At 69.1% G+C, this 25753-nt stretch carries 25 protein-coding genes and 1 tRNA gene; 11 read left to right on the forward strand and 15 right to left on the reverse strand.

Going from position 1 to position 25753, the window contains the following annotated elements; genetic code table 11:
• Positions 1-30: 30 nt before the first annotated feature.
• A complete protein-coding gene (locus tag AC1ROY_RS24505) occupies positions 31-165 on the forward strand; it encodes a hypothetical protein (protein ID WP_493151527.1) in 135 nt (44 codons plus the stop codon).
• Here AC1ROY_RS24505 and AC1ROY_RS24510 read toward each other — a convergent pair whose 3' ends face one another.
• Genes AC1ROY_RS24510 through AC1ROY_RS24525 form a run of 4 tightly spaced genes read right to left on the reverse strand, consistent with a single transcriptional unit; the run spans position 166 to position 3751 of the window.
• A complete protein-coding gene (locus tag AC1ROY_RS24510; protein ID WP_493151528.1) occupies positions 166-798 on the reverse strand; it encodes a DUF2459 domain-containing protein in 633 nt (210 codons plus the stop codon).
• A complete protein-coding gene (locus tag AC1ROY_RS24515; RefSeq protein WP_493151529.1) occupies positions 795-1805 on the reverse strand; it encodes a cytochrome d ubiquinol oxidase subunit II in 1011 nt (336 codons plus the stop codon). Before AC1ROY_RS24515 ends, AC1ROY_RS24510 begins: the two co-directional genes overlap by 4 nt.
• Before the next feature lie 5 nt (positions 1806-1810).
• On the reverse strand, positions 1811-3157 hold the full coding sequence (locus AC1ROY_RS24520; protein ID WP_493151530.1) for a cytochrome ubiquinol oxidase subunit I: 1347 nt from the start codon (positions 3155-3157) through the stop codon (positions 1811-1813).
• A gap of 3 nt (positions 3158-3160) precedes the next feature.
• Entirely contained in the window at positions 3161-3751 is a 591-nt protein-coding gene (locus AC1ROY_RS24525) for a GbsR/MarR family transcriptional regulator (protein WP_493151531.1), read from the reverse strand.
• Between the two features lie 43 nt (positions 3752-3794).
• Between AC1ROY_RS24525 and AC1ROY_RS24530 the strand changes: the two genes are divergently transcribed.
• The 4 genes from AC1ROY_RS24530 to AC1ROY_RS24545 are packed head-to-tail and all read left to right on the forward strand — an operon-like array spanning position 3795 to position 8309.
• Positions 3795-3935 carry a hypothetical protein gene (locus AC1ROY_RS24530; protein ID WP_493151532.1) on the forward strand — a complete coding sequence of 47 codons (141 nt, stop codon included), beginning with the start codon at positions 3795-3797 and terminating at the stop codon, positions 3933-3935.
• Positions 3936-3976: 41 nt separating this feature from the next.
• On the forward strand, positions 3977-5761 hold the full coding sequence (gene dnaG / locus AC1ROY_RS24535) for a DNA primase (protein ID WP_493151533.1): 1785 nt from the start codon (positions 3977-3979) through the stop codon (positions 5759-5761).
• 50 nt (positions 5762-5811) lie between these two features.
• Entirely contained in the window at positions 5812-7725 is a 1914-nt protein-coding gene (rpoD, locus tag AC1ROY_RS24540; RefSeq protein WP_493151534.1) for an RNA polymerase sigma factor RpoD, read from the forward strand.
• Entirely contained in the window at positions 7722-8309 is a 588-nt protein-coding gene (locus AC1ROY_RS24545) for a GNAT family N-acetyltransferase (RefSeq protein WP_493151535.1), read from the forward strand. Before rpoD ends, AC1ROY_RS24545 begins: the two co-directional genes overlap by 4 nt.
• Positions 8310-8660: 351 nt before the next feature.
• Here AC1ROY_RS24545 and AC1ROY_RS24550 read toward each other — a convergent pair whose 3' ends face one another.
• The 3 genes from AC1ROY_RS24550 to ppa form a co-directional block, all read right to left on the reverse strand.
• On the reverse strand, positions 8661-8855 hold the full coding sequence (locus tag AC1ROY_RS24550; protein WP_493151536.1) for a hypothetical protein: 195 nt from the start codon (positions 8853-8855) through the stop codon (positions 8661-8663).
• Positions 8856-8965: 110 nt separating this feature from the next.
• Positions 8966-9039: transfer RNA gene (locus AC1ROY_RS24555), tRNA-Ile, on the reverse strand.
• A gap of 70 nt (positions 9040-9109) precedes the next feature.
• Entirely contained in the window at positions 9110-9643 is a 534-nt protein-coding gene (ppa, locus tag AC1ROY_RS24560; RefSeq protein ID WP_493151537.1) for an inorganic diphosphatase, read from the reverse strand.
• 167 nt (positions 9644-9810) lie between these two features.
• Here ppa and AC1ROY_RS24565 point away from each other — a divergent pair, with 167 nt between their 5' ends.
• Both AC1ROY_RS24565 and AC1ROY_RS24570 read left to right on the forward strand, forming a co-directional pair.
• Positions 9811-11928, forward strand: a complete 2118-nt coding sequence (locus AC1ROY_RS24565; RefSeq protein ID WP_493151538.1) for a sodium-translocating pyrophosphatase — start codon at positions 9811-9813, stop codon at positions 11926-11928.
• A 64-nt stretch (positions 11929-11992) separates the two neighbouring features.
• Entirely contained in the window at positions 11993-12625 is a 633-nt protein-coding gene (locus AC1ROY_RS24570) for a class I SAM-dependent methyltransferase (protein ID WP_493151539.1), read from the forward strand.
• Between the two features lie 84 nt (positions 12626-12709).
• Here the strand turns inward: AC1ROY_RS24570 and AC1ROY_RS24575 are convergent, their stop codons facing one another.
• Positions 12710-13882, reverse strand: coding sequence for an OmpA family protein (locus AC1ROY_RS24575; RefSeq protein ID WP_493151540.1), 1173 nt, complete (start codon positions 13880-13882; stop codon positions 12710-12712).
• A 174-nt stretch (positions 13883-14056) separates the two neighbouring features.
• On the opposite strand from AC1ROY_RS24575, the gene AC1ROY_RS24580 reads away from it, so the two are divergent.
• Positions 14057-16111, forward strand: a complete 2055-nt coding sequence (locus AC1ROY_RS24580) for a protein-disulfide reductase DsbD family protein (protein ID WP_493151541.1) — start codon at positions 14057-14059, stop codon at positions 16109-16111.
• 94 nt (positions 16112-16205) lie between these two features.
• Positions 16206-16829, forward strand: a complete 624-nt coding sequence (locus tag AC1ROY_RS24585; RefSeq protein WP_493151542.1) for a redoxin domain-containing protein — start codon at positions 16206-16208, stop codon at positions 16827-16829.
• 23 nt (positions 16830-16852) lie between these two features.
• Here the strand turns inward: AC1ROY_RS24585 and AC1ROY_RS24590 are convergent, their stop codons facing one another.
• On the reverse strand, positions 16853-17038 hold the full coding sequence (locus tag AC1ROY_RS24590; protein ID WP_493151543.1) for a rubredoxin: 186 nt from the start codon (positions 17036-17038) through the stop codon (positions 16853-16855).
• 12 nt (positions 17039-17050) lie between these two features.
• Positions 17051-18193 (reverse strand): MFS transporter, encoded by a 1143-nt coding sequence (locus AC1ROY_RS24595; protein ID WP_493151544.1) that lies wholly within the window; start codon positions 18191-18193, stop codon positions 17051-17053.
• A gap of 128 nt (positions 18194-18321) precedes the next feature.
• Here AC1ROY_RS24595 and ettA point away from each other — a divergent pair, with 128 nt between their 5' ends.
• Both ettA and AC1ROY_RS24605 read left to right on the forward strand, forming a co-directional pair.
• The gene (ettA, locus tag AC1ROY_RS24600) at positions 18322-20001 is read left to right on the forward strand and encodes an energy-dependent translational throttle protein EttA (RefSeq protein WP_493151545.1); all 1680 of its coding nucleotides are present in this window, start codon (positions 18322-18324) and stop codon (positions 19999-20001) included.
• 15 nt (positions 20002-20016) lie between these two features.
• Positions 20017-20541 (forward strand): GNAT family N-acetyltransferase, encoded by a 525-nt coding sequence (locus AC1ROY_RS24605; RefSeq protein WP_493151546.1) that lies wholly within the window; start codon positions 20017-20019, stop codon positions 20539-20541.
• 2 nt (positions 20542-20543) lie between these two features.
• Here the strand turns inward: AC1ROY_RS24605 and AC1ROY_RS24610 are convergent, their stop codons facing one another.
• The 5 genes from AC1ROY_RS24610 to AC1ROY_RS24630 all read right to left on the reverse strand — a co-directional run bounded on the left by AC1ROY_RS24610 (position 20544) and on the right by AC1ROY_RS24630 (position 25663).
• Positions 20544-21080, reverse strand: coding sequence for a hypothetical protein (locus AC1ROY_RS24610; RefSeq protein WP_493151547.1), 537 nt, complete (start codon positions 21078-21080; stop codon positions 20544-20546).
• Positions 21081-21195: 115 nt separating this feature from the next.
• Complete coding sequence (locus tag AC1ROY_RS24615) at positions 21196-23139, reverse strand: DUF2075 domain-containing protein (protein WP_493151548.1); 1944 nt, start codon at positions 23137-23139, stop codon at positions 21196-21198.
• Positions 23136-24002 (reverse strand): DMT family transporter, encoded by an 867-nt coding sequence (locus tag AC1ROY_RS24620; RefSeq protein WP_493151549.1) that lies wholly within the window; start codon positions 24000-24002, stop codon positions 23136-23138. The genes AC1ROY_RS24615 and AC1ROY_RS24620 overlap by 4 nt, the downstream gene beginning before the upstream one ends.
• 9 nt (positions 24003-24011) lie before the next feature.
• The gene (locus AC1ROY_RS24625) at positions 24012-25160 is read right to left on the reverse strand and encodes a GNAT family N-acetyltransferase (RefSeq protein WP_493151550.1); all 1149 of its coding nucleotides are present in this window, start codon (positions 25158-25160) and stop codon (positions 24012-24014) included.
• 38 nt (positions 25161-25198) lie between these two features.
• Positions 25199-25663: a RidA family protein gene (locus AC1ROY_RS24630; RefSeq protein WP_493151551.1), complete on the reverse strand. Its 465-nt coding sequence runs from the start codon at positions 25661-25663 to the stop codon at positions 25199-25201.
• Between the last annotated feature and the right edge of the window lie 90 nt (positions 25664-25753).

A 25753-nucleotide genomic window follows, 5' to 3' on the forward strand; every position in this document is an offset into this window, starting at 1 on the left:
CCCTGACCGACCGCCTTTGGGAGAATGTAGATGACCCGTTTCCGCGCCGTGGCGCTGCTCGCCGGCCTCCTCCTCGTTTCTGCCTGCAGCCCGAGCCTGAGCTTCGGCTCCGCCCCCTCGCGCGAGCATGTGGTCGCGGCCTCGGGCCCCGCGCCGACGCGCTGATCAGCCGCGGGCGAAGATCGGGCGACAGGCAACGGGCAGCGCCACGACCTGCCGCATGACCTCGCCGGACAGCACCACCCCCTCGGAGCGGATCGGAAAGCCCGCGATGGCGAGCCTTCGGGCCGTCCAGGCGTTGCAGGTGTGGTCCAGGCTGTAGCCCTCGGCGGCCTCGTAGAAATCGCTGCCGCGCAGGCTGCTGACGAAGACGGGATGCCCCTCGGCCGTCAGCCGGAAGCTGTCCCACAGCGATTCCGTCAGCCGGCGCAGTCCGGCATCGTCCAGCGGCAGGGTGAGGACGGTCGCCGCCATCGCCTCCTCGGGCGGCACGGACAGCGCGGTGACCTGCATGATGCCGGGTCCGGCGAAGGGCCCCGCCAGCCATTCCGGCAGCCCGCGCGCCGGAGAGATCATGAAGTTGCGCTTGCCGAAGCCGAACATCAGCGTGGTCGCGCCGCGATAGGTGGCGGCGAAGCTGCCCATGGACTCCGCCGGCACCGCGATCTCGGTGTGCCAGGAGCGCGAGACCACCCGTATCAGGGCATTGGCCGTCGCGCAGCTACGGGGTTCGGGCAGGGTGGCGCAGCCGGCGAGGCCCGCCGCGCCGGCCAGGAACGTCCGGCGGGAAAGGCTCAATAGTATTTCAGCTCCCGCGCCTTCCCGCCGAAGATGCGCCAGATGAAGAAGGTGTAGACCGCGATCATCGGCAGTACCGCCACCGCGCCAACCAGGATGATGATCAGCGATTCCGGCGCGCTCGCGGCCTCGAAGATGGTCAGCCGCTCCGGCACGATATAGGGCCAGAAGCTGTAGGCCAGCCCCTGGAAGCAGAGCACGAAGATCACCGCCGTCGCCACGAAGGGCACCCAGTCCAGCGAGCTGTCGGCGCGCGGGAAGCGGCGCAGGAAGATGTGCAGCGTCAGGAACAGCGCGCCGCTCGCCAGCGGGATCGGCGCGAGGCCGAAGATCTGCGGCAGGCCGAACCAGCGCTCGAAGATGCGCGGGCTGACCCACGGCGTGACGAGGCTCACCACGATCACGCCGATCCAGGTGGCGTAGAGCGCGCGCCTAGCCCAGCGCGCGGCCATCTCCTGCAGGTCGTGCTCGCAGCGCCAGACCAGCCAGGAGGCGCCGATCAGCGCATAGCCGGCCAGGACGAAGACTCCCGTCAGCATGGCGAAGAGGAAGGGGCCCCAGCCCTCGGCAAAGCCGAGGATGTAGGAGCCGAGCATCCAGCCCTGGCAGAAGCCCGCGACGATGGAGCCCGCCTGGAAGGCGAAGTCCCAGCGCGGCTTCTGGACGGGAGGCGCCTTGACGCGGAACTCGAAGGCGACGCCGCGCAGGATCAGCCCGGCCAGCATCAGCACCACGGGGATGTAGAGCGCCGTCAGCACCACGCCATGCGCCCGAGGGAAGGCAGTGAGCAGGATTCCGACGCCCAGCACCAGCCAGGTCTCGTTGGCGTCCCAGAAGGGGCCGATGCTGGCGACCATGCGGTCGCGCGTGGCCTCGTCGGGCGTGGCGCGGAGCCAGATGCCGACGCCGAGATCGGCGCCGTCCAGCACCGCATAGGCCAGCATGGCGATAGCCATGAGCCCCGCGAAGACGATCGGCAGCCAGGCGCCGTCGGGAAGCGTGTCCATGATCGTCACTCCGCCGGCGCGGGGTTGAGGGGATCCTGGCCTCCGACCTCCTCGGGCTCCGGCGCGTCGGGCCGGCGGGCGAGGTACATGAGCGTCAGGATGTAGGCGAGCAGCAGCCCCGCATAGAGCAGGATGTAGATGGCGAGCGAGGCGCCGATCGTGTGCGCCGGCACGGGGCCGGCGGCTTCGCTCGTGCGCAGCACGCCGGTGACGAGCCAGGGCTGGCGGCCGATCTCGGTGACGTACCAGCCCGACAGCGTCGCGACCCAGCCGGAGAAGGTCATGGGGATCAGCAGCCGCGCGAGCCAGGGCGTGACGCCGCGCCGCCGCAGCACCCAGGCACCCCACCAGGAGACGGCCAGCATCAGCATCCCCACGCCCACCATGATGCGGAAGGCGAAGAAGAGCGGCGCCACCGGCGGGTGGTTGCCGACGAACTCATTGAGGCCGCGGATGGTGCCGTCGGCGGAGTGGGTCAGGATCCAGCTCGCCAGCGTGGGAATCTCGATCACGTAGCGGTTGCTGCGGGTGGCCTCGTCGGGCCAGGCGAAGAGGCGCAGGGCGGCGCGGCTCTCGGTCTCCCAGATCGCCTCCATGGCCGCGACCTTCTGCGGCTGGTGCTCGAGCGTGTTCAGCCCGTGCTGGTCGCCGGCGAGGATCTGGAGGGGGATGAGGATGGCGGCCAGGATCACGCCCGTCTTCAACGCCCGCTCCACGCCGGCCGCACGGTCGCCGCGCAGCCAGCGCCAGGCGGAAAGTCCCGCCACCAGGAAGGAGACGGTCAGCCCCGAGGCCAGCAGCATGTGCACCACGCGATAGGGCATCGACGGGTTGAACAGGATCGCCAGCCAGTCGGTCGCGTGGACCACGCCGTCGCGGATCTCGAAGCCCGCCGGGGTCTGCATCCAGGAGTTCAGCACCAGGATCCAGAAGGCGGACAGCGTGGTGCCGCCGGCCACGAGGACGGTCGCCAGCGTGTGCACCCAGTTGGGCACGCGGCCGTAGCCGAAGAGCATGACGGCGAGGAAGGAGGCCTCGAGGAAGAAGGCCGTCACCACCTCATAGGCCAGCAGGGGCCCCGCCACATTGCCCACCTTCTCCATGAAGCCCGGCCAGTTGGTGCCGAACTGGAAGCTCATGGTGACGCCCGAGACCACGCCCACGGCGAAGGACAGGGCAAAAACCTTCACCCAGAACTTGTAGGCATCCATCCAGGCCGCATCCTGCGTGCGGTCGAAGCGCAGCTTGAAGAAGAGCAGCACCCAGCCGAGGGCAATCGTCACGGTGGGGAAGAGGATGTGGAAGGAGATATTGGCCGCGAACTGCATGCGGGCGAGCAGGATCGGGTCCATCGGTCAGGCGTCCTTCTCTTTGGTCGCATTCTTTCGGCGACCCTTGCCGGTGACGATCTGCTGGAAGCGGTCGGTGGCCTCCAGGACCTTGGCGACGCGGCCGCCCATCTTCAGCAGCGCGATGAGCCGCTCGTCGGGGAGACCTTGCACGTCATGGGCCCAGCCCGTCAGCAAGGAAATGACGTCGTGCAGGCTGTGCATGCGGGCCTGGGCGTGGCGCTCGGCCTCCGTCGCGGGCTTCTGCAGGAGCACGTCGCGCAGGAGCGAGAGGGTGGGGTCGATCTCCCGCTTGCGGCGCTCCTCGGCGAGGATGCGGACGATCTGCCAGACGTCCTCGGGGGTGGAGAAATGCTCGCGCCGGTCGCCGGGGAGGTGCTGGAGCTTCACGAGGCGCCAGTTCTCCAGCTCCTTGAGGCCCATGGAGACGTTGGAGCGGGAGAAGCCGAGGGCGGCGACGATCTCGTCGGCGTTGAGGGGGCGGTCGGAGAGGAAGAGGAGGGCGTAGATCTGGCCGACGGTGCGGTTGATGCCCCAGCGGGAGCCCATCTCGCCGAAATGCAGGACGAAGGCGGTGGTGGCGGGGGGTAGGTCCATGGGAGACAGTATGTTCAGGAATTTCTGAAAATTCAAGATGGTCATGCGTTGGTTTCCTGAGACCGAGCGGCCAGGCCAGGGCGTCATCGCCGTGGCGCCCCAGGGCCTGCGCGAGGAGCTCTTCCGCATGGTCGTGGCGCTGGAGCAGCGGTATCGGGCGAATGTCGAGCGGCTGGGTGTCTAGACTCGATCTTCGCCGCGCCGCGCCCTAATTTCCCCGCCCCCATGGCGCTCCCTCCCAGCTTCCTCGACGAGTTGCGCGCCCGGACCCCCATGCCCGGGCTGGTCGGCCGTCGCGTGCGCCTGTCGAAATCCGGCCGCAACTGGAAGGGCCTCTGTCCCTTCCACAGCGAGAAGTCGCCCTCCTTCTACGTCTATGACGACAGCTTCCATTGCTTCGGCTGCGGCGCGCATGGCGATGCCTTCGCCTACGTGATGCGGGCCGAGGGCGGCGGCTTCATGGAGGCCGTCGAGCGACTGGCCGGCGAGGCCGGGCTCGAGGTCCCCAAGCCCACCCCCGAGGCCGCCGCCCGCGACCGCCGCGCCCGCGACCTGCACGGCGTGCTCCAGGCCGCCGAGGCCGCCTACGCCAGACGCCTCCGCATGCCCGAGGGTGCCGAGGCCCTGGCCTATCTCCGCAAGCGCGGCCTGACCGACGAGACGATCGAAAAATTCGGCCTAGGCTGGTCCGGCGCCGGGCGCGGCGCGCTGGCCGCCGAGCTGCGCGAGGAGGGCATCCAGCAGCCCCAGCTCCTCGAGGCCGGCCTCATGCAGGAGCGCGAGGAGGGCCGCGCGGTCGACCTCTTCTTCAACCGCGTGATGTTCCCCATCCGCGACCGGCGCGGCCGCAGCGTGAGCTTCGGCGGCCGCATCCTCGGCGACGGCCAGCCGAAATACGTGAACGGGCCGGAGACGGCGCTCTTCTCCAAGCGCCGCAACCTCTACGGGCTGGACCTGGCGCGCGAGGGCGTCTTCCGCGGCGCGAAACTGATTGTCTCCGAGGGCTACATGGATGTGATCGCCCTGCACCAGGCGGGCTTCACCGGTGCGGTCGCCCCCCTCGGCACCGCGCTGACCGAGGAGCAGATGCAAGCCCTCTGGCAAGTCAGCCCCGAGCCCATCCTCTGCTTCGACGGCGACGCCGCCGGCTCCCGCGCCGCCGCCCGCGCCGCCGAACTGGCCCTGCCCATGCTTGCCCCCGAGCGGACCCTGCGCTTCGTGACACTCCCCGCCGGCGAGGACCCTGATACGCTGATCCGCAAGGGCGGCCCGCGCGCCTTCCAGTCCGCGCTCGATGCTGCTCAGCCGCTCTCCGAGGCGCTGTTCTCCCTGATCATCGGTGGCAAGGTGCCGGAGAGCCCCGAGGGCCGGGCCGCCCTGCGCAACCGGCTCAGCGCCGCAGCGCAGACCATCCCGGACAAGGCGCTGGCCGCGGAATTCCGCCGTTCCCTGCTCGACCGCTTCTTCTCGCTCACCAAGCGTCCGGGCCTGCGGGCCACGCCCCGCCATCCCCGCCCGGAGCCCGATCGCGAGGCCGCGCAGGCCAAGCGGGCGCGCATCCTCCTCGCCATCTGCATCCACCATCCGGAGCTCCTGCACGACATCGAGGAGCCGCTCTCGCTCCTGGACCTGCCCGAAGGAGCGCCACAGCAGGTGAGGAATGCGCTATTGGCCTGGGTTCCCGAGGCTTCACGCCTTGACTCCGGAGAGTTGATCGCCCACCTCGCCAACGGTGGGGCCGCATCAGCCAGCCAATGGGTCTTGAAGGTTCCTGACCTGCCACGCGAGGCGGGACCAGGGGGGCAGCCCAAGGAGGCGCTGGATGCGTTCTGGCAGTTCTTTGGTTTCCTGCGAGGCGAGGCGGAGCTGGCCGAGGATGCTCGGGCAGCCCGCGACGCGTTCGAGGCCCAGGGCGACCTGGCCACCCAGACCCGGCTGATCCGGCTGACCGAGGCGCTCGACGCGCTTCGGCGGGGCGAGGCCGAGGCCGAGCCAAACGAGACGACTTGATATAGAGTAGGGGGTTCCCCCCGGCAGCGTTAGTGGCGATGGAGCAGCGGATGGCGAGCAAGACGGCGAATGGCGGCGAGACGGCCGAGGCCCGCGAGGAAGCGGTCGAGGGCGTGCTGCTCGATATCACCTCCGCCGCCGTCAAGAAGCTCATCGCCCGCGGCAAGGAGCGCGGCTACGTCACCTATGACGAGGTGAACGCCGCCATGCCGCAGGAGACGGTGAGCTCCGAATTCATCGAGGACACCCTGTCCTCCCTGTCCGAGGCCGGCATCAACGTCGTCGAGGCCGAGGAGGGCGAGGAGACCGAGACCAAGACCCCCAAGGCCGAGGGCGAGGGCGAAGAGAAGGAGGACGAGGAGTCCGGCGGCAACGTCGACGAGGAAAGCCTCGGCCGCACCGACGACCCCGTCCGCATGTACCTCCGCGAGATGGGCAGCGTCGAGCTGCTCTCGCGCGAGGGCGAGATCGCCATCGCCAAGCGCATCGAGGCCGGCCGCGACATGATGATCGGCGGGCTCTGCGAGAGCCCGCTCACCTTCAAGGCCATCGTTGCCTGGCACGACGCGGTCAAGGAAGGCCGCATGCTGCTGCGGGACGTGATCGACCTCGAGGCCACCAACAACGCCGACAACCCCGAGGGCACGCCCCCGGAGCCGGAGGAGTTCGAGGAAGGCGAGGAGGGCGAAAATGTCGGCCTGTCGCTCTCCGCGCTGGAGGAGAAGCTGAAGCCGGAGGTCCTCGCGAATTTTGAGGCCATCCAGACGATCTTCACCAAGCTGACCAAGCTCTCCTCGAAGCGGATGGACCTCTATACCTCCGGCGAGGAGCTGATCGGCCGGTCCGAGAAGACCTACGAGAAGTCCCGCCAGGAGCTGGTGACCCTCGTCGAGAAGGTCCACCTCCACAACAACCGCATCGAGGAGCTGGTCGAGCAGCTCAAGGCGCTGAACCGCAAGCTCAACACGCTGGACGGCCAGGTGCTGCGCATGGCGCTGGCCCAGAAGGTCCGCCGCGAGGAATTCCTGGAGCACTGGATCGGCGCCGAGCTGGATCCAGCCTTCCTGGACCGCGTGGCGAAGCTGAAGGGCAAGGCCTGGCCGGCCTTCGTCCTCAAGGCGCGCGACGACCTGGAGCAGGTCCGCGTCGAGATCGGCGCCATCGCGGCCGCCACCGGCCTGCCGGTCGGGGAGTTCCGCCGCGTCTACAAGACGGTCTCCGCCGGCGAGCGGGACATGAACCAGGCGAAGAAGGAGATGATCGAGGCCAACCTGCGCCTCGTGATCTCCATCGCCAAGAAGTACACCAACCGCGGCCTGCAGTTCCTGGACCTGATCCAGGAGGGCAATATCGGTCTGATGAAGGCGGTGGATAAGTTCGAGTACCGCCGCGGCTACAAGTTCTCGACCTATGCGACCTGGTGGATCCGCCAGGCCATCACGCGCTCGATCGCCGACCAAGCGCGGACCATCCGCATCCCGGTCCACATGATCGAGACGATCAACAAGCTGGTCCGCACCAGCCGGCAGATGCTGCACGAGATCGGCCGCGAGCCTCAGCCGGAAGAGCTGGCCGAGAAGCTCGGCATGCCGCTGGAGAAGGTGCGCAAGGTCCTGAAGATCGCCAAGGAGCCGATCTCGCTCGAGACGCCGATCGGCGACGAGGAGGACAGCCATCTCGGCGACTTCATCGAGGACAAGAACGCGATCATCCCGCTGGATGCCGCGATCCAGTCCAACCTGCGCGAGGCCACCACCCGCGTGCTCGGCAGCCTCACGCCCCGCGAGGAGCGCGTGCTGCGCATGCGCTTCGGTATCGGCATGAACACCGACCACACGCTCGAAGAGGTCGGCCAGCAGTTCAACGTGACGCGCGAGCGCATCCGCCAGATCGAGGCCAAGGCGCTGCGCAAGCTCAAGCACCCCAGCCGCTCCCGCAAGCTCCGCAGCTTCCTGGAAACATGATCCGGCCCGCTGTGATAAGGCTGGTCGAACCCACCACGCGGATCGCCGTAGACGTCACCTTCCTGCGGATGGACCGGGCACCCAAGGGGCGCGGGCCGGCCCTGCCGGCCGGGCTGGAGGTGGAGCGGCTCTTCCCGCGCTGCAGCGTGGCCCACTACCGGCAGCTCTACACCGCTGTCGGCAACGACTATGTCTGGTGGCTGCGCCGGACGCTGACCGACGGCGAGTTGGACTCGATCCTCCATGACCGGGCGATCAGCATCAGCGTGCTGCGTGACGGGAACGGGGAGCTCGGCTTCTACGAGCTCGACCGGCGCACCTGGCCGGTGATCAACCTCGCCTATTTCGGGCTGATGGGGCGGGGGATCGGGCTCGGCGTCGGCATGCCGTTCCTGCACCACGCCATCGCGGCCGCCTGGGCCGAAAACTGCTCCGCGCTGACGGTGAACACCTGCACGGCCGACCATCCGCGCGCGTTGCCCAATTATATCAAGGCGGGATTTCAGAAACTTCGCACGGTGCGCGAGGAATGGCCCGTACCCAACCGGCTGGGGCTTCCGATCCCAGAACGGCTGCGAATCTAGGCGGTCAGGCCTCTCAGCTCAGAATCCAGCCGAGGATCACGATCCCGCTGATCAGCAGGGCCACGGCGCGCGCGACGACCCAGAACTCGCCTTCGATCGAGCCCTCCTCGGGCTTGCTGGAACGGATCACGCGCGTCCGGCGAGTGCTCGGAATCATGACTGGCGGGGCGGAACGGACTTGGGGCATGCGATCGGACCTTTCCAGGGAAGCGGAAGACAAGGGGAACGCCCTTCCGCTCCGCGGCAGGGCGGGGGCCCTGCCGTCGTCGCAATGTCCGTAGGATACTAGAGGTTGCATGTCCACGAAAATTTCCCGCCCGGCGTGCGAGCGGGAGGCGGCCTCGCCTGGCGTCAGTTGTCGATGTTGGCGAGGGTCATCATCACGTAGCTGACGATGGCGATGCCGCCCAGGATCAGCAGAAGGGCCCGGATCACCATCCAGCCTTCGCCCTTGGCCGCCCCTTCCTCGGGCTTGGCCGTCGTGAGCACCTGAGGTGCCCGCGGATCCATGTCCGGAACCCTGCTGTCGATATGCCTGTCGCTCATGCTGCCCTCCGGTGGTTCGGAGCGGGCTTGGACGCGCGCCCCCCGGGTGAAAACCCGGTAAGGCGGTGAAGGTTGTCCGAGGGTGCCGGAATCCCCGGCGACATCCCCCCTGCGCCCGGCAGGACTTGAACCCGCAACCAAGCCGTTATGAGCGGCCCGCTCTGACCAGTTGAGCTACGGGCGCAAAGGGATTCGGTTTGTGGGGCGATTCAGGGCGTGGCGGCAAGACGCCGCGCCGCCTCCCGGGCCGGAATTCAGCCGGCCGTCTTGCCCCGCTCGATCGCTTCGCGGATCAGCACCTTGGCCTCATCCGCCCCGCCCCAGCCGATGACCTTCACCCACTTGCCAGGCTCCAGATCCTTGTAGTGCTCGAAGAAGTGGCGGATCTGGTCGAGCGTGATCTGCGGCAGGTCCGTGATCGTGTGCACGTTCACGTAGCGCTTGGTGAGCTTGGGCGAGGGGACGGCAATGATCTTCTCGTCCCCGCCGCCGTCATCCTCCATCTTCAGCACGCCGACCGGGCGGACGTTGATCACCGCCCCCGGTGCGATGGGCCGGGTATTGGCCACCAGCACGTCGATCGGGTCGCCGTCGTCGCTCAGCGTGTGCGGCACGAAGCCGTAATTGCCGGGGTAGCGCATCGGCGTGTGCAGGAAGCGGTCGACGAAGAGGACGCCGGCCTCCTTGTTCATCTCGTATTTGATGGGCTCGCCGCCGATCCCGACCTCGATGATGACGTTCAGGTCGTCCGGCGGATTCTTGCCGATGGGGATGGCGTCGAGGTTCATTCTGAGGGCTCCAGGCCGGGCGGATGACGAATGGGCCAGGGTCAAACCACAAAAACGCCCGGGGCGCGAGGGCGGGCGCGTTCTGTTGCGCCGCGGCCGGGGCGCGGCCTAACCTTCAGGGAATCGCCTCTCGAAGGCGGCGAAACAATGGAAAGAGGGGAGTCTAAGTGATCACAGTGACGTTGTTGCTGGTGATCCTGCTGGGGGCGACGTCGCTCGCCTATGGCTGGATCACCACCAAGGAGATCATGGCCAAGCCGGCCGGCAACGCGCGCATGCAGGAGATCGCGCAGGCCATCCAGGAAGGCGCCTCCGCCTATCTGAAACGGCAGTACATGACCATCGGGGCGGTGGGCATCGTGCTGTTTATCCTGGTTTTTGCGCTGCTGGGCGGGACGGTCGCCATCGGCTTCCTGATCGGCGCGGTGCTCTCCGGCCTGGCGGGCTTCATCGGCATGAACGTCTCGGTCCGGGCCAATGTGCGCACGGCCGAGGCCAGCACGCACGGCCTCGCCGCGGGGCTCGACCTCGCCTTCAAGTCGGGCGCCATCACCGGCATGCTGGTGGCCGGCCTCGCCCTGCTGGGGGTCGCCATCTACTTCTTCGTGCTGGTCGTGATCGGCGGATTCGCGGTCAATGACCGCGTCGTGATCGACAGCCTGGTCGCCCTCGGCTTCGGCGCTTCCCTCATCTCCATCTTCGCCCGCCTCGGCGGCGGCATCTTCACCAAGGGCGCCGACGTGGGCGGCGACATGGTCGGCAAGGTCGAGGCGGGCATTCCCGAGGACGACCCTCGCAACCCTGCCACCATCGCCGACAACGTCGGCGACAACGTGGGCGACTGCGCCGGCATGGCGGCCGATCTCTTCGAGACCTATGCGGTGACGGCCGTCGCCACCATGGTCCTCGCGGCGATCAGCTTCTCGGCCGAGGGCCGCGTCAACGCGATGCTCTTTCCGCTGGCGATCGGGGCGGTGTGTGTCCTGACCTCCATCGTCGGCACCTATTTCGTGAAGCTGCCGGCGAACCAGTCGATCATGGGCGCGATGTACCGCGGCGTGATCGTGACGGGCGTGCTCAGCCTGGCCGCGCTGCTGCCGCTCTCCTTCATCTTCTTCGGCACCGGGACATCGGTCGCGGGCGGGCACAGCTTCGGCGCCTTCAGCCTGTTCCTCTGCGGGGCGGTCGGCCTCGCGGTGACGGCCTGCATCGTCATCGTCACCGAATACTACACCGGCACGCAGTTCCGCCCGGTGAAGAGCATCGCCGAGGCCTCGCAGACGGGCCACGGCACCAACGTGATCCGCGGCCTCGCCGTCAGCATGGAGAGCACGGCCATCCCAGCGCTCATCATCATCGCCGGCGTGATCTGCTCCTTCAGCCTGGCCGGCCTCTACGGCATCGCCATCGCGACGACGACCATGCTGGCGCTGGCCGGCATGATCGTGGCGCTCGACGCCTTCGGCCCGGTGACGGACAATGCCGGCGGCATCGCCGAGATGGCCGGGCTGCCCCCCGAGACCCGCGTCACCACCGACGCGCTGGACGCCGTGGGCAACACGACCAAGGCGGTGACCAAGGGCTATGCGATCGGCTCGGCGGGCCTCGGCGCGCTGGTGCTCTTCGCGGCCTATACGCAGGACCTCGCCTACTTCATCGCCAATCCGGCGGCCTATCCGTATTTCGCGGGAATCGGGGCGATCGACTTCTCGCTGGCCAATCCCTACGTCGTGGTCGGGCTGCTCTTCGGCGGGCTGCTGCCCTACCTCTTCGGCGGCATGAGCATGACGGCGGTGGGCCGCGCGGCGCAGTCCGTGGTCGAGGAGGTCCGGCGCCAGTTCCGCGAGAAGCCGGGCATCATGGCGGGCACCGAGAAGCCGGATTACGGCCGCGCGGTGGACATGCTGACCAAGGCGGCGATCAAGGAGATGATCATCCCCTCGCTGCTGCCGGTGCTCAGCCCGATCGTCTGGTATTTCCTCATCTACGCCATCGCGGGGAAGGCCTCCGCCTTCTCGGCGCTGGGGGCGATGCTGCTGGGCGTGATCGTGAACGGCTTCTTCGTCGCCGTCTCGATGACGACGGGCGGCGGCGCCTGGGACAACGCCAAGAAGTACATCGAGGAAGGCCATTACGGCGGCAAGGGCAGCGATGCCCACAAGGCCGCGGTGACGGGCGATACGGTGGGTGATCCCTACAAAGACACGGCGGGCCCCGCGGTGAACCCGATGATCAAGATCACCAACATCGTGGCGCTGCTGCTGCTGGCCATCCTGGCGCACTGATCTGCGGCGCTAAGGCTTTGGTAAAGGGCCCGCCTCTATGCCAGTGCGGCAAGAGGCGGGTTCCATGGACGAGAAGACCTATCCCGACGACGTCGTGGCCCATCGGGCCAACCTGCAGACGATGCAGCTCATCGAGGACTGCCTGGGTGAGCGGGACCGTGCCGGGCTATGCCTGGCCGAGATCGGCATCCACCACGGCGCCACCACGGAGCGCCTCGCGGAGTTCCTCGGCGGCCAGGGAAAGCTGCATCTCTACGATTTCGACGACAAGGTGGTGGCCGTCGCCGGGCGCCTTCGCGCGCAAGGGCATGCCAACATCGTCGCGCTCGGCTCCAGCTACCGGTATCTCGATTCCTACAACTGGTCGCTCGCACGGGTGCTGCGCCGGCATCCCGAGCCGATCTACGACTACGTATACCTGGACGGAGCCCATACCTGGGCCGTCGATGCGCCGGCCTTCTGCCTCATCGACCGGCTGCTCAAGCCGGGCGGCTACATCGATTTCGACGACTACAAATGGAGCCTGGCGGTGTCGCCGACCCTCAATCCGGCGGCCTTTCCCCTGACCGCCAGGATGTACACCGAGGAGCAGATCCGCCTTCCGCAGATGACCCTCGTGGTCGACCTGCTGGTCCGCCGGGACCCGCGCTACAGGGAAGTCCTGCCGAACAAGCTGTTCCGCAAGGAGATCGCCTGACGATAGGGCTCTCGGGCCATGCCGCATGAAAAAGGGCCACCGGATCGCTCCGGCGGCCCCATTCCTGTCCGACCTGCCGGCCGATCAGCGCAGGACGATTTCCACGCGCCGGTTCTGCGGCTCGCGAACGCCCATGGCCGTCGGAACCAACGGGCGGTCGAAGCCGAAGCCCTGGACCGTGATCTCGTCGCGGCTGATGCCGCGGCGGACGAGCTCAGCGGCGACCGCCTCGGCGCGGCGCACCGACAGGCGCTGGTTGTACTGGGCCGTGCCGGTGCGATCCGCATGGCCGGACACCTCGATGCGCGTCGAGCTCACCACGCGGGCGTTCTGCGCCGCGTCGGCGATGATCTGCCGCGCACGGTCGGTCAGGTCCGCCCGATCCCAATCGAAGAAGACCAGGTAGGTGCGGGCCGGCGCGGGAGCCGCGGCGATGATCGGCGCTGGGGCAGGCGGCGGCGCCGGCTGGTTGAAGGCGTAGCGCAGGCCCACCAGCACAGAGTGGTTCTCGTTGTTGGCGCGCAGCCGCCCGCCCGCAATGCCCGCGCCGGCATTGTTGATGACGCGGGTGTTCATGTCCGTCGCGTCCGTGGCGAAGTAGCGATACTCGGCCGTGACCGCGAGGCCGGGCACCTGGGCGATCGGGAAGGCGAAGCCGCCGATGGCCTGGTAGGCGAAGGCGCCCTCGGTCGCCCGCGAGATCGCCGTCGCGCCGCCGCCGCCGGCCCGCACATTGTCCCAGTCGCGCCATGCATAGCCTGCGCCGGCGCCGATATAGGGCACGATCCAGGGCACGCCCGGGATGCGGAAGTCGTAAAGCACATTGCCCATCACGCCGTAGGTGCGCTGGATGCCGCCCGCGGGGCCGCGCACGCCCGAGCCCGTGAAGCCGCCGATCTTGTCGAGGTCGTTCTGGCGGTAGTTGCCCTCGACCTCGACGCGCAGGCCGTTGCCGAAGCCCCAGCCCAGCGAGAGGACGCCGGTGAAGCCGGGATCGTACTGCGCACGGCCTCGGCCGCCGACGCCGCCGGCCGCGAGCCCGGCGGCGAGGCTGGGATTGCTCCGCAGATTGCTGTTCTCGATGAAGTTCGCGCCCGCGCCGGCGCCGATATAGAGACCGCTGACGGTCTGCTGCGGCGCGAGGCGGAACTGGTCGACGAAGCCCATCGCTCCCTGGGTCATCCCCTGGGCGCTGGCCGCGAGGGGGACGGCCAGGGTCGCAGCCCCGGCCAGCAGGCTGGTTTTGAAGGAAGTCATTGTGGTTCTCCGGACTTAGTGAGGTCGCAGCGTCTCAACCCGGGTTGCATGCTCGCAGTTTCCGTGTTGCCACCAACTCATATGCATGGTGATGTTTCAGCCACGTTGCAGGGCCGGGCCTGGGTTAAAATTCATCCTTGCCCCCCGGTGTCGCGAGCCGTTAGCACTTGCGGCATGCGCGCTCTCCTCGCCTTCCTCGGACTGCTGCTCCTGGCTCAGCCGGGCCGTGCGCTGGAGTCCGCGCCGGTCACCTCGCCGCGTGCCACCGTGACCCTGGTGTCGGATGTGGCGGCCATCGCGCCGGGCCAGCCCTTCCGTGTGGCGCTGCGCCAGAAGATGGCCCATGGCTGGCACACCTATTGGCGCAACCCCGGCGATGCCGGCCAGCCGCCGGAGATGACGCTGGCGCTCCCCGAGGGCTGGGCCGCCGGCGAGCTGCAGTTCCCCGCGCCGCACCGCATCCCCTTCGGCCCGCTCGTGAATTTCGGGTACGAAGACGAGGCCATCTTCCTCATGGAGGTCCGGCCGCCGGCGAACCTCGCGGTGGGTCAGACCCAGCGCATCGAGGCGAGTGCGGACTGGCTGATCTGCGAGCGCATCTGCATTCCCGAGGAGGGGCGCTTCATCCTCGACATCCCGGTGGAGGCGACGCCCCGCCCGGCGGCACAGGTGCTCTTCGCGGCGGCCGAGGCGGCCCTGCCGCGCGCCTCCGCCTTCACCGCGCGGATCGGCTTCGAGGGCGGCCGCGGCGCGATCAGCCTGGAGGGGCCTGGCCTCTCGGCCGACTCGCTGCGCGAGGCCTTCTTCTTCCCGCTGGAGCAGCTCGTCGTCGAGAATGCGACGCCGCAACCGATGACGGCGCGCGAGGGCGGCTTCACCCTGGGGCTCACCCGCGCCGCCGGCCCGGTGCCGGCCACCGTGGAGGGCATCGTCGCCATCACCGACGCCGCCGGCGTCCGCGGCGCCTATTGGGTGAGCGCCGTCCCGGGCCCGATGCCGAGTGCCGAGCCCACCCTGCCGCTCTGGCAGGCGCTGGTCTTCGCCGCGCTGGGCGGGCTCATCCTGAACGCCATGCCCTGCGTCTTCCCGATCCTGGCGATGAAGGCCATCGCCGTGGCGCGGCTGGCTGGCGCGGCGCAGAGCGTCGTGCGGGCCCATGCGGCGAGCTACACGGCCGGCGTGGTCCTCTCCTTCCTGGCGATCGGCGGGGCGCTGCTGGGCGTCCGCGCGGCCGGCTCCGTGGCGGGCTGGGGCTTCCAGTTCACCTCGCCCTTCTTCGTCGGCGCCATGGCCTGGCTGATGCTGGCGGTGGGGCTGAACCTCTCGGGCGTCTACGCGATCGGCGGGCCGGTCAATGCCGGCTCGGGGCTGGCGGCCAAGGGCGGCAAGTCGGGCAGCTTCTTCGCCGGCGTGCTGGCGGTGCTGGTGGCGACGCCCTGCACCGCGCCCTTCATGGCGGCGGCGATCGGCGCCGCGCTGGCCATGCCGCCCGCGGCGACGCTGGCGATCTTCGCGGCAATGGGCCTCGGCCTCGCGCTGCCCTATGCGCTGCTGGGCGTCTTCCCGGGCTTCGCGCGGGTCCTGCCGCGGCCCGGCGCCTGGATGGACCGGCTGAAGCAGTTCCTCGCCTTTCCGATGTACCTGGCGGCCGCCTGGCTGGTCTGGGTCGTGGCGCAGCAGGCGGGCCCGGACGGCACGCTGATGGTGCTCGTCGGCGGCGTGCTGGTGGGCATGGCGGGCTGGGCGCTGGGCCTCGCGCAGGAGGGCTCCGCGCGGCGTTGGTTCCTGGGGGGCGCGGCGCTTTCGCTGGTCGCGGCCCTGGCCATCCTGCCGATGCTGAAGTCCGGCGGGGCCGGCGGCGCCACCGCCTCGGCGCAGCTTGGCGAACCCTGGACCCAGGCCCGGCTGGAGGCTTTGCGCGAAGAAGGCAAGCCCGTCTTCGTGAACCTGACCGCCGCCTGGTGCATCTCCTGCAAGGTCAACGAGCGCGTGGCGCTGGACACGACCGCCGTCCGTGCCGCCTTCAACGCTGCCAACGTCACCGTGCTGACCGGCGACTGGACCAATGGCGACCAAGCCATCACGGCGATGCTCCGCGCCCATGGCCGCGACGGCGTGCCGCTCTACCTGCTCTACCCCGCGGGCGGCGGGGCGCCGGTGATGCTGCCGCAGATCCTCACCGAGGGGATGGTGCTGCAGGCCATCACGGCGGCGACGCCGAGGGTTTAACCGCCCAAGGTTTCGTGAATTTCATAATTCGGTTGCCTGCGCTGCTGCAGCGCGATAGCGTCGCTCACCACCCAACAATGTGAGGAGCACGAGAATGGTCATGCTGACCCGCCGTGGCGCCATGCTGGGCGCTGCCACTCTTCCCCTGATCCCCGCTCTCGCTTCGGCTGCGCCGGCGATCGGCGCCCAGGCGCCCGACTTCGCCCTGCCGGACCAGGACGGCAATGTCCGCCGCCTCTCCGAGTTCCGCGGCCGCACGGTGGTCCTCGAATGGACCAACCACGACTGCCCCTTTGTGCGGAAGCACTACAACAGCAGCAACATGCAGACCCTCCAGCGCGATGCGGCGTCCCGCAACATCGTGTGGCTCTCCATGGCCTCCTCGCCTCAGGGCGAGCAGGGCTATGTGACCGGCCCGGAGGCCAAGGCGCTCACCGCCAGCCGCAACGCCGCGCCGGCGGCCGTCATCCTCGACCACCGCAGCCAGGCCGCGCGCGCCTATGCCGCGACCACGACGCCGGGCATGTACGTGATCGATGCCGAGGGCCGGCTGCGCTACATGGGCGCGATCGACAGCATCCGCTCCACCCGCGTCGAGGACGTGCCCCGCGCCGAGCCCTTCCTGCGCGACGCCATGATCGCGGTGCAGGAAGGCCGCCAGCTCGAGCGTGCCGTGACGCCGCCCTATGGCTGCGTGATCAAGTACGTCGACGCCTGATTGCGGGTCTTCGGAAGCGGGAGCTAATCCCGCTTCCGCATCTCGAAGTCGTTCTTCGTGGCGCTGCAGTCCGGGCAGCTCCAGGTCTCCGGCACGTCGGCCCAGCGCGTGCCGGGCGCGAGCCCTTCCTCGGGCGCGCCCTTGGCCTCGTCATAGACCCAGCCGCACAGCATGCATTCCCAGGTGACGAAATCTTCCGTCGCGCTCATGGCCGCTCCCGTTCAGCGCGCTTGTGATCTCCGCGCGATGCGATAGCTGAGCCCGGCCAGCCCCACCACGGCAAGGGAGGCGAGCGGCATCGCCCAGGACCCGACCAGCGTGTGGGTCAGCCCCGAGATCGCCGAGCCGCCCGCGATGCCCACGTACATCCCCGCCGCATTGAGGGCGAGCACGAGGTTGCCGGGCGCCATCTGGACCAGCCAGGCCTGCCCCGACGCCATGGGCGAGACCCCCGCGATGGCCCAGAGCAGCATCAGCACCATGGCCAGCCAGGCCCAGGGTGGCGCCAGGAGGAGGGCCAGCATGACCGCCGCGAGCGCGCAGAGCCCGATTCCCACCATCCGCGCCGGCGCCACCCGTAGCATCAGGCGCGTGGCGACGGCATTCCCCACCACGCCGCCGATGCCGAAGATCGCCAGCCCCAGCGGGATCAGCGCCGGCGGTACGGCGAAATTCTCGGTGAGGTAGGCGCCGACCAGCGCATAGGTCGCGAACTGCGCCGCGATCTGGAAGAGCCCGGCCCCGAGCGCCGCCGCGACGGGCCGGTCGCGCAGCAGCGCCCCGATATCGGCCAGCGAGCTGCGCTGCCCGCGCGAGCCCCCGGGCACCGCGAGCCGCACCCAGGCGGCGCCCGCCACGGTGATCAGCGCCAGCACCCCCATCGTCTCGCGCCAGCCGACCGCGCTGCCCATCCAGCCCGATGCGGGAACGCCGAGCACGGTCGCCATCGTCATACCGCCGAAGACCGTGCCGAGGGCCGCGCCACGCTCTGCCGGATGGGCGAGGCTGGCCGCCGTCGCCGAGGCCATGGGGCCGACCAGCACGGCGCCCACCGCCATGACCATGCGCGAAATGAAGAGGGTGGCGTAGCCCGGCGCGAGGCCGCTGCCGATCAGGCCCAGCGTCATAAGGCCGAGGCCGGTCAGCATGAGGCGCCGGCGGTCCCAATGGCCGACGAGCATCTGGCTCACCGGGGAGGCGACGGCGTAGGTCAGCGCGAAGGCCGTGACCAGCAGCGCGACCGAGGCCGGCGCGACCTCCAGGTCCCGCGCGATGGGCGGGACAAGGCCCACGATGGCGAGCGAGGCGACACCCAGCACGAAGTAGGCGCTGGCGAGGCTGTACAGAACGGAGCGCGGCGGCATGATCGGAAGATGCGGGCATGTTGCGTTGCGGCAAGACGGGGGCCACATGACGCTTCGCCCATGCTTTCCCGCATGGCCCTCAGGCGGTAGAAGCGCCGCACACGTCCAGCTCCGAGGCTCAGCGCACCATGGCCGCTTACCAGTACGTCTATGTCATGAAGGACCTGACCAAGTCCTATCCGGGCGGCCGCGAGGTCTTCAAGGGAATCACCCTGTCTTTCCTGCCGGACGTGAAGATCGGCGTGCTCGGCCCCAACGGCGCCGGCAAGTCGACGCTCATGAAGATCATGGCCGGGATGGACAAGGATTTCGGCGGCGAGGCCTGGGTCGCCGAGGGCGCGCGCGTGGGCTACCTCGCACAGGAGCCGCAGCTCGATCCCACCAAGAATGTCGGCGAGAACGTGCGCGCCGCCTTCGCGACGCTGGAGGCGCAGCTGAAGCGCTTCAACGAGATCAGCGAGCGCTTCATGGAGGAGATGACCGAGCAGGAGATGAACGACCTCCTCGCCGAGCAGGGCACGCTGCAGGAGGCGATCGACGCCGCGGACGGCTGGGAGCTCGACCGCCGGGTGGACATCGCGCTCGACGCGCTGCGCTGCCCGCCGGCGGAATCCTCGGTGGAGAACCTCTCGGGCGGCGAGCGGCGGCGCGTGGCGCTGTGCCGCCTGCTGCTGGAGAAACCCGACCTGCTGCTGCTCGACGAGCCGACCAACCACCTTGATGCGGAAAGCGTCTCCTGGCTGGAGCACACGCTGCGCGACTACCCGGGTGCGGTGCTGATCGTGACCCACGACCGCTACTTCCTCGACAACGTGACCAACTGGATCCTCGAGGTCGATCGCGGCCGCGGCTTCCCCTACCAGGGCAACTACTCCGCCTATCTGGAGCAGAAGCGCAAGCGCCTGGAGCAGGAGAACCGCGAGGACACGGCCCGCATCCGCACCCTGGCCGCCGAGCAGGAATGGATCGGGCGCAGCCCCTCCGCCCGCCAGGCCAAGAGCAAGGCGCGCATCTCGCGCTACGAGGAACTGCTGGAGGCGAGCCAGGATCGCGGGCTGGGCGAGGTCGAGATCCTCATCTCGCCGCCGCCGCGTCTCGGCAACATCGTCATCGAGGCGGAGGGGCTGCGGAAGGCCTATGGCAACCGCCTGCTGATCGACGACCTCACCTTCAAGCTGCCGCCGGGCGGCATCGTCGGCGTGATCGGGCCGAACGGCGCGGGCAAGACCACGCTGTTTCGCATGATCACCGGCAACGAGACGCCGGATGCGGGCACGCTGAAGGTCGGCGATTCCGTGCGGCTCGGCTATGTCGACCAGTCGCGCGACAGCCTGGATGACACCAAGTCCGTCTGGCAGGAGATCTCCGGCGGCGACGACATGATCAACATCGGCAAGCGCAGCATCGCCTCGCGCGCCTATACGGCCGCCTTCAACTTCAAGGGCGCCGATCAGCAGAAGCGGGTCGGCGTGCTCTCTGGCGGCGAGCGCAACCGCGTCCATCTCGCGAAGATGCTGGCCGTGCCGCACAACGTCCTGCTGCTCGACGAGCCGACCAACGACCTCGATGTCGACACGCTGCGCGCGCTCGAAGAGGCGCTGATGGAATTCGCCGGCTGCGTGGTGGTCATCAGCCACGATCGCTGGTTCCTCGACCGCCTCGCCACGCACATCCTCGCCTTCGAGGGCGACAGCCATGTCGAGTGGTTCGAGGGCAACTTCCAGGCCTATGAAGCCGACAAGAAGCGACGACTTGGCGCCAACGCGGATCAGCCCCATCGGATCAAGTACCGGCCTCTTGTCCGGTAGCGCGGAGATGCTGCCATGCATCGCAGTCTGCTGAACTCGCCGCGGATCATCACGACCGCGCGGCTTTCCCTGCTGCCTCCCGGCCTCGAGCACCTGCCGGACCTGATCCGTCTCAAGACCGACGAATCGGTCTTCGGTTACATGCTGCACGGCGCGCGCTCGCCCGAGCGCGTGCGAGAGGAGCTGGAGGACGACATCGCCTTCTGGCAGGTGCGCGGCTACGGCACCTGGAGCGTCTTCCTCCGCGAATCCGGCGACTTTCTCGGCATCGCCGGGCTGATGGAGCGGCCGGACGGGCGGGGCGTCGCCGTCCGTTTCGCGCTCTGGCCCGCCTGTCGCGGCCATGGCTATGCGCGCGAGGCGGCGCGGGCGGCGCTGGATTTCGGCCATGCGGCGGGGCTGGTGCGCATCATCGGCGTGGCGCGGGAGACCAACCATGCCTCGCGCGCCGTGCTGACCGATATCGGCATGCGCGAATGCGACGAGTTCGAGAATCGCGGCCATCGCATGCTGGTCTTCGAGAGCCTCGCCTCCGGCTGATCTCAACGCGCGACTGCGACCGAGGCGGGCGTCTCCATCGGGGGCGCCGGCTGCGGGCCGGTGGGCATCATGCGGCGGCGCTGGCCGTCGAACTCGGCGAGCAGGACCATGGTGTTGGACCGGATGCGCCGGACGCTCATGCCCCAATGCGCGGCGTCCTCCGGCCGGAAGGCGGCCAGCCCGTCGAGATCCGCATGGAGCGTCCGCATCGCCACGGCGGCTGAGCTTCCGGCGGCATAGCCGTGCAGCCGCAGACGAAGTCGCAAGGCCTGCGCACGGAAGAGCAGTGGAGGCCCCTCGCGCCGGAGCAGCGCGATCACGCGCGACACGGTGTCGCAGGTGCCGGTCATGAGCTCGGTCGGCGGACCGGCCTGAGGTCCCAGCCGCTGGAGACGGAGGAGCACGCTATCCAGGGCCTCCAGGCTCGCGGCCATCGCCTGGAGCGCCTGGCAAGTCCGCTGCACCAGGCCGAGAAGGCCTGCTGCGCCGGGCTCGCCCCTGGGGTGCGGCGCGGCCGGCGGCTCGGAGTCATGGGGCATGGGTTCTTCCCGTTTCGCCCTGGAGGCGGGATCGCCTCCATAGGTGCCGCCCTTTTGCGGCCCCGCCTGAATGCGCCTGAATCTCTTAACAAACGGTGAGCGTTGCGGGATTTTGCTAGTAATAGTTGATCTGGGGCTCGCCGGACACCGCGTCAGGTTCCCACGGCAGTCCGCCGGCTCCGCAGCGGTGCAGATAGTCCGCGACGGCGTCGAAGGCGGCGCGGGGCCGGGTGGCATCGAAAAAGGGCTCCGACGGATCGCTGCCGCTGGGAATCCAGATCACCGTCTCGTACCGGGCGCGGGTCAGCAACACGCGGTACTTGTTGAGGAAGAAGGCCTGCGTCTCGGGCTTGTGGACCGTCTTCCACTTCGTGCCGCCGAAGCGCTGAACCAGCCATCCGCGCGGCCCGCGCAGCAGGTCGCCGCCCCAGCAGAGGCCCACGACGTCGAGCTCCAGGCCCTGGCAATCGTATTCCGTCGCGGTGGTCTCCAGCGCGTCGGAGGCGCGCACGTCGGGCCAGTGATCGAGGAACCAGTTTTCGACATCGGTCAGCTGGGTGCCGAGACCCTCGGCGCGGAGCCGCTTCGCGCCGGAAGAGGCGACAAGGCCGGCGCGCCGTTGGCCGCGGGCGAGGCCGCGAAGGGCGGTGCGCATCTCCGACAGATCGCGCGTGACGTAGAAGGGAAGGCCGTCCCGCGCGATCTCCGCCGCTTCCTCCGCCTGGCCGCGCAGCATGGCATCCACCCAGCGCGCACCGTGGCTGTGCCGCACCGAGCGCATCGGCACCGTGAGGTCGAGCGCGCCGTCCGTCTTCAGCCAAGGGCCGGAGATATATCCAGGCGCCGCCACCGCGCGCCATTCCGGCCGCTCGGCGATCACCCGCGCCCATTCAGCGAGCCCGGCCTCGCCCGTGTTGATCTCCTGCCCCTGGCCGATCAGCGCCACCAGCGCGCACCAGCCCTCGTGCCGCGCGAGGATGTCGAGCATATGCGCGGGCTCGCTGAGGGTGAGGCGGCTCACGCGGCGTTGCGTGTCGCGCGTGGCCTGGGTCTGGTCCCAGGCGCGCTGTGCCTCGTCGAAGACGATGATGCGCGCTTCCGGCACTTCGTCGGGCTTGAGGACGTGGTGCTCCAGGAAGCGGTGCACGTTCTGCAGCGCGGTGCGGGCCTGGTCCTTCCGGCCGCCGCTGCGGCGGCGCAGGTCCTCGCGCAGGACGGCGACGAGCGGCGCGTTTCCGGTCAGGAAGGCGGCGCCCGATTCCCGCAGCGCGCCGAAGACGATGTTCAGGCCGCACAGCGTCTTCCCCGCGCCGGGAATCCCGGTGACGAAGACGACCACGCGCTGGTCCATCGCGCGCGCCTCGTCGATGGCACGCAGCACGGCATCCGTGGTGCGCGTGAGATTGGCGGCGTCGGCGCGCGCCTCGACCATCTCCGCGCTGCGATGCCGGTCGAAGAGCATGGAGGCGGCTTCGAGCACGCCCGGCACCGGGCGATAGGGCGCGGCCAGCCAGGCTTCAGTGCGCAGCGGTTGCTGCGGCGCGCCGATGGAGGCCATGACATCCAGCAACCGTTCGCTGAGCTGGCGTTGGTTCACCGCCATCGGCGGCGGAACGCCCTGCCAGATCAGCGGCGGTGCGAAGCGCGTCTCCGGCGCCTCCGTGGCCACCAGGATCGGCACCACCGGATGCGCGCGGCAACCGGCATGAAAATCGTGCAGGTCGAGCGCGTAATCCTCGACCTGGCGCAGATCGGCGGCGGCGGAGCGCGTCGCTCGATCCTTCCATTCCAGCACGATCGTCGCGCGATCGGTCAGCAGGACGGCGTCGATCCGCTTTTCCAGCCGCAGCAGGTCGTATTCCAGCAGCAGCGTCCAATCCGCCGCCTCCGGCATCGCGAGCGCCGCGCGAAGCCCTTCCGCCATCGCGACCCAGGCGTTGCGCTGCGCCAGCTCCAATGTCGCGTGGCGCCCGGCCTGCGCATAGGCGAGCCGCGCCGCCACATCCTCCGCGCTGACCGCGAAAAGCTCCGGCACGGTGAGTGTGAGCCAGGCCCTCACCGGCGCGGCCAGGTCGCCAGCATCACGCTTGCTATCATCAATGTGAAGCCGGCGACATGGACCGCGCCGAAATGCTCGCCCAGGAAGAGCACCGCGGTCACCGCGGCGCTCGCCGGCAGGAAGGCCGTGAACACCCCCGCCGTGCCGGCCGGCACGCGCCTCAGCCCATGATACCAGAGCATCAGGCCGATCACGCTGGCCGTCAGTGCGTGGAAGAGCAGCAGCGCCAGCAGCGTGGGATCGGCGAGCGCCGCGACGGCACCTAGATCCGACGCCGCGAAGGGCAGCATCACGATCGCGGAGAAGACCTGCATCCAGAGCGATGCGGTGATCACCGGCACGGTCCCGGCGATCCGCTTGGCCAGCAACACATAGACCGCCTCGCCGCCGACGCCGAGGAAGATCAGCAGGTTCCCCAGCGCCGACCCGTGCCCGTCCGCATCGAGCCGCGCCAGCGTGATCGCCGCCATGCCGAAGCCGGCCAGCGCCGCGGCAAGCCACTGGCGGCCGGACAGCCGCTCCCTCAGCCAGCAGAAGCTGCCGATCGCCACCACCGCCGGCAGGGTCGCCAGCACCATCCCGCCCTCCAGCGCCGAGGTCAGCCGTAGCCCGGCCAGCAGCGCGGCATTGTAGAGGGCGGTTCCGAACAAAGCCTGAAGGGCCAGGTTGCGCAGGACCATGCGCGACGGCCGCACGCGTCCTTCCAGCGCGCGGGCCAGCGGCCAGAGCACGATCACCGCCAGCACGCAGCGCAGGAAGAGGATGAGCGCGATGGGCAGCGCCGCGGCCAGTAGCTTGCCCACGCCGACATTCGCGCCCACGAGAATCATCGAGAGCGCCAGCTGCGCATAGGCCAGGCGCATGGGGATGCGTCAGGCCTCGCCGTCGTGCCGGTAGGGGGAGAGGGTCGCCAGCTCCGCTATGCGCTCACGGATCGCCGGGCGCTCGGCCTCCAGGAATTCGGCCACGGCACGCGAGAGCCCGCGATGCGCGATGAGATGCGCGGAATAGGTCGGCGCCGGGAGATAGCCGCGCTGGATCTTGTGCTCGCCCTGCGCGCCGGCCTCGACGCGACCGATCCCGTGCTCGATGGCGAAGTCGATGGCCCGCAGGTAGCAGAGCTCGAAATGCAGGAAGGGGACCTCCTCGTCGCAGCCCCAGTTGCGGCCGTAGAGGGCCTCGCTGCCCAGCAGGTTCAGCGCGCCGGCGACGGGCTTTCCATCGCGCTCGGCCCACATGAGCACCACCCGGTCGCCGAGCTTCTCGCCCATCAGCGGGAAGAAGGTCTTCGTCAGATAGGCACCACCCCAGCGGCCATCCACCGTGTTGCGGTAGAACCGGTAGAAGGCCTTCCAATGCGCGGGGGTGATCTCGGCGCCGCGCAGCGTGCGGAGCGTGAGGCCGGATTCCACCACCGACCGCCGCTCCTTCCGCAACGCCTTGCGCTTGCGGCTGCTGAGGGCGCCGAGGAAATCGTCGAAGTCCTGATAACCTTGGTTCTGCCAGTGGAACTGTAGGCCGATGCGCTGCAGCCATCCGGCCTCGCCCAGCGCCTGCCATTCCTCCTCGGTGCAGAAGGTGATGTGGACCGAGGAGCACTCGATCGCCCGCATCGCCTGCGCGAGTCCCTGCGCCAGCGCTGCAACGGGAACGCCTGGCCGCCGCAGCAGACGCGGCCCCGGCACCGGGCTGAAGGGCACCGCCACCTGCAGCTTCGGATAGTAGTTCCCGCCGGCGCGCTCATAGGCATTCGCCCAGCCGTGGTCGAAGACGTATTCGCCCTGGGAATGCGACTTCGCGTAGCAGGGTGCGCAGGCCACGAGCTGTCCGCAGGCGTCGCGCAGCGCCGCGTGCTGCGGCAGCCAGCCCGTCTCGGCCGAGGCGCTGCCGCTCTCTTCCAGTGCCGAGAGGAAGGCGTGCGAGACGAAGGGGTTGTCCCCCGCGCAGGCGTCCCACTCCACGGCCGGGATTCCGGCGATGGATGTGTGCAGCGAGAGGGTCAGCTCGGGGAGGGAGTCCATCGACCCCAAGTATGGGCCTCTTCGCCGGAAAAATCAGGTCACAGAAGTTCCAGGATCGCCTCGACCTCGACCGAGGCGCCCGCGGGCAGCGAGGACACGCCGACGGCGCTGCGGGCATGCCGCCCGGCCTCGCCGAAGACCTCCACCGCGCAGTCCGAGGCGCCGTTGATCACGGAAGGCTGGTCGCCGAAGCCCGCTGCCGAGTTCACATAGCCCGTGACGCGCAGCACGCGGGCGATCCGGTCCAGATCGCCGCCGGCCGCGGCCCTGGCGTGCGCGATGATCGACAGCATGCAGTTCTTCGCCGCCGCCTTGGCGTCCTCCACCGAAACGGCGTCGCCCACCTGGCCGACCGGGAAGATCTTTCCGTCCTTCCGCGGCACCTGGCCGGAGATGTAGACGATCTTCCCGGAGACCGTGAACGGCACATAGTTCGCGATGGGCGCGGAGGCTTCGGGCAGGGTCAGGCCGAGCTCGGCGAGACGGGCTTCGATCTTGGACACGGCAAATCCTTCGGCTGGCGTTGAGGTGGTTGCGAGAGGGCTCCGCCCCCTCGGTTGTCTTCCCTTCGGGGCCAACCCCCGCCAGGGACT

It is taken from the genome of Roseococcus sp. GW821-FHT12F05 (genome assembly GCF_058806835.1).

Bases quoted from the DNA above. Each gene is read 5' to 3' on its own strand.
- AC1ROY_RS24625 (WP_493151550.1), bottom strand. From the start codon at position 25,160: ATGGACTCCCTCCCCGAGCTGACCCTCTCGCTGCACACATCCATCGCC.
- AC1ROY_RS24570 (WP_493151539.1), top strand. From the start codon at position 11,993: ATGGACGAGAAGACCTATCCCGACGACGTCGTGGCCCATCGGGCCAAC.
- AC1ROY_RS24550 (WP_493151536.1), bottom strand. From the start codon at position 8,855: ATGAGCGACAGGCATATCGACAGCAGGGTTCCGGACATGGATCCGCGG.
- AC1ROY_RS24595 (WP_493151544.1), bottom strand. From the start codon at position 18,193: ATGCCGCCGCGCTCCGTTCTGTACAGCCTCGCCAGCGCCTACTTCGTG.
- AC1ROY_RS24580 (WP_493151541.1), top strand. From the start codon at position 14,057: ATGCGCGCTCTCCTCGCCTTCCTCGGACTGCTGCTCCTGGCTCAGCCG.
- AC1ROY_RS24530 (WP_493151532.1), top strand. From the start codon at position 3,795: ATGCGTTGGTTTCCTGAGACCGAGCGGCCAGGCCAGGGCGTCATCGCC.
- AC1ROY_RS24605 (WP_493151546.1), top strand. From the start codon at position 20,017: ATGCATCGCAGTCTGCTGAACTCGCCGCGGATCATCACGACCGCGCGG.
- AC1ROY_RS24575 (WP_493151540.1), bottom strand. From the start codon at position 13,882: ATGACTTCCTTCAAAACCAGCCTGCTGGCCGGGGCTGCGACCCTGGCC.
- AC1ROY_RS24610 (WP_493151547.1), bottom strand. From the start codon at position 21,080: ATGCCCCATGACTCCGAGCCGCCGGCCGCGCCGCACCCCAGGGGCGAG.
- AC1ROY_RS24505 (WP_493151527.1), top strand. From the start codon at position 31: ATGACCCGTTTCCGCGCCGTGGCGCTGCTCGCCGGCCTCCTCCTCGTT.
- AC1ROY_RS24545 (WP_493151535.1), top strand. From the start codon at position 7,722: ATGATCCGGCCCGCTGTGATAAGGCTGGTCGAACCCACCACGCGGATC.
- AC1ROY_RS24515 (WP_493151529.1), bottom strand. From the start codon at position 1,805: ATGGACACGCTTCCCGACGGCGCCTGGCTGCCGATCGTCTTCGCGGGG.
- rpoD (WP_493151534.1), top strand. From the start codon at position 5,812: ATGGCGAGCAAGACGGCGAATGGCGGCGAGACGGCCGAGGCCCGCGAG.
- ppa (WP_493151537.1), bottom strand. From the start codon at position 9,643: ATGAACCTCGACGCCATCCCCATCGGCAAGAATCCGCCGGACGACCTG.
- AC1ROY_RS24585 (WP_493151542.1), top strand. From the start codon at position 16,206: ATGGTCATGCTGACCCGCCGTGGCGCCATGCTGGGCGCTGCCACTCTT.
- AC1ROY_RS24590 (WP_493151543.1), bottom strand. From the start codon at position 17,038: ATGAGCGCGACGGAAGATTTCGTCACCTGGGAATGCATGCTGTGCGGC.
- AC1ROY_RS24525 (WP_493151531.1), bottom strand. From the start codon at position 3,751: ATGGACCTACCCCCCGCCACCACCGCCTTCGTCCTGCATTTCGGCGAG.
- ettA (WP_493151545.1), top strand. From the start codon at position 18,322: ATGGCCGCTTACCAGTACGTCTATGTCATGAAGGACCTGACCAAGTCC.
- dnaG (WP_493151533.1), top strand. From the start codon at position 3,977: ATGGCGCTCCCTCCCAGCTTCCTCGACGAGTTGCGCGCCCGGACCCCC.
- AC1ROY_RS24520 (WP_493151530.1), bottom strand. From the start codon at position 3,157: ATGGACCCGATCCTGCTCGCCCGCATGCAGTTCGCGGCCAATATCTCC.
- AC1ROY_RS24620 (WP_493151549.1), bottom strand. From the start codon at position 24,002: ATGCGCCTGGCCTATGCGCAGCTGGCGCTCTCGATGATTCTCGTGGGC.